The sequence below is a fragment of the Streptomyces prasinopilosus genome, assembly GCF_001419695.1.
In the GTDB taxonomy this organism is placed as follows: Bacteria; Actinomycetota; Actinomycetes; order Streptomycetales; family Streptomycetaceae; genus Streptomyces; species Streptomyces prasinopilosus.
On record NZ_LIRG01001016.1, the window covers coordinates 1 to 1,069 of the forward strand.

General features: G+C 72.8%; 1 protein-coding gene. It reads left to right on the forward strand.

Annotated features, from left to right (window positions below):
* Nucleotides 1-96: 96 nt before the first annotated feature.
* Nucleotides 97-1,069, forward strand: a 973-nt coding sequence (locus AOK18_RS29715; RefSeq protein ID WP_055696307.1) for an NAD(P)H-quinone oxidoreductase, incomplete at its 3' end; no start/stop codon positions are given.

Here is a 1,069-nt window from a genome sequence, read left to right on the forward strand (position 1 = left end):
CTCCTACGGCCCGGGCCGGTCTCCGGCCCGGCCCCCGTGCCGCACCACCCCCGCACTTGAGCCGCCTCCGCCCGGGTCGGAGGTAGCGTCGTTCCCATGTATGCGATCACGATTCCCGAACCCGGCGGGCCCGAGACGCTGGTGTGGACGAAGGTCCCCGATCCCGTTCCCGGTGCGGGCGAGGTGCTGGTCGAGGTGGTGGCCGGTGCCGTCAACCGCGCCGACATCATGCAGCGGCAGGGCTTCTACGATCCTCCGCCCGGCGCCTCCCCCTACCCCGGCCTGGAGTGCTCCGGCCGCATCGCCGCGCTCGGTCCCGGGGTGACCGGGTGGGCGGTCGGCGACGAGGTGTGCGCACTGCTCGCGGGCGGGGGGTACGCGGAGCGGGTCGCCGTCCCGGTCGGCCAGCTGCTGCCCGTCCCGGAGGGGCTCGACCTCAAGCGGGCGGCGGCACTCCCGGAGGTCGTCTGCACGGTCTGGTCGAACGTCTTCATGGTGGCCCACCTCCGTCCCGGTGAGACGCTGCTCGTGCACGGCGGTTCCAGCGGCATCGGCACCATGGCGATCCAGCTCGCCAAGGCCGTCGGGGCCAGGGTCGCCGTCACGGCCGGCACGAAGGAGAAGCTGGAGCGCTGCGCCGAACTGGGTGCCGACATCCTGATCAACTACCGTGAGCAGGACTTCGTGGCCGAGCTGGAGCAGGCCACCGACGGCGCCGGCGCGGACGTCATCCTCGACAACATGGGCGCCAAGTACCTGGACCGCAACGTCAGGGCCCTCGCCGTCAACGGCCGGCTCGCGATCATCGGCATGCAGGGCGGCGTCAAGGGCGAACTGAACATCGGCACCCTCCTCGGCAAGCGCGCCGCCGTCAGCGCGACCTCGCTGCGCGCCCGGCCGCCGGCGGAGAAGGCGGCGATCGTCGCGGCCGTGCGGGAACACGTCTGGCCGCTGATCGAGGGCGGTCACGTGCGCCCCGTCGTCGACCGTGAGATCCCGATGCGGGACGCGGCCGACGCCCACCGGTTCGTGGAGTCCAGCGGCCACGTCGGCAAGGTGCTGCTGATCG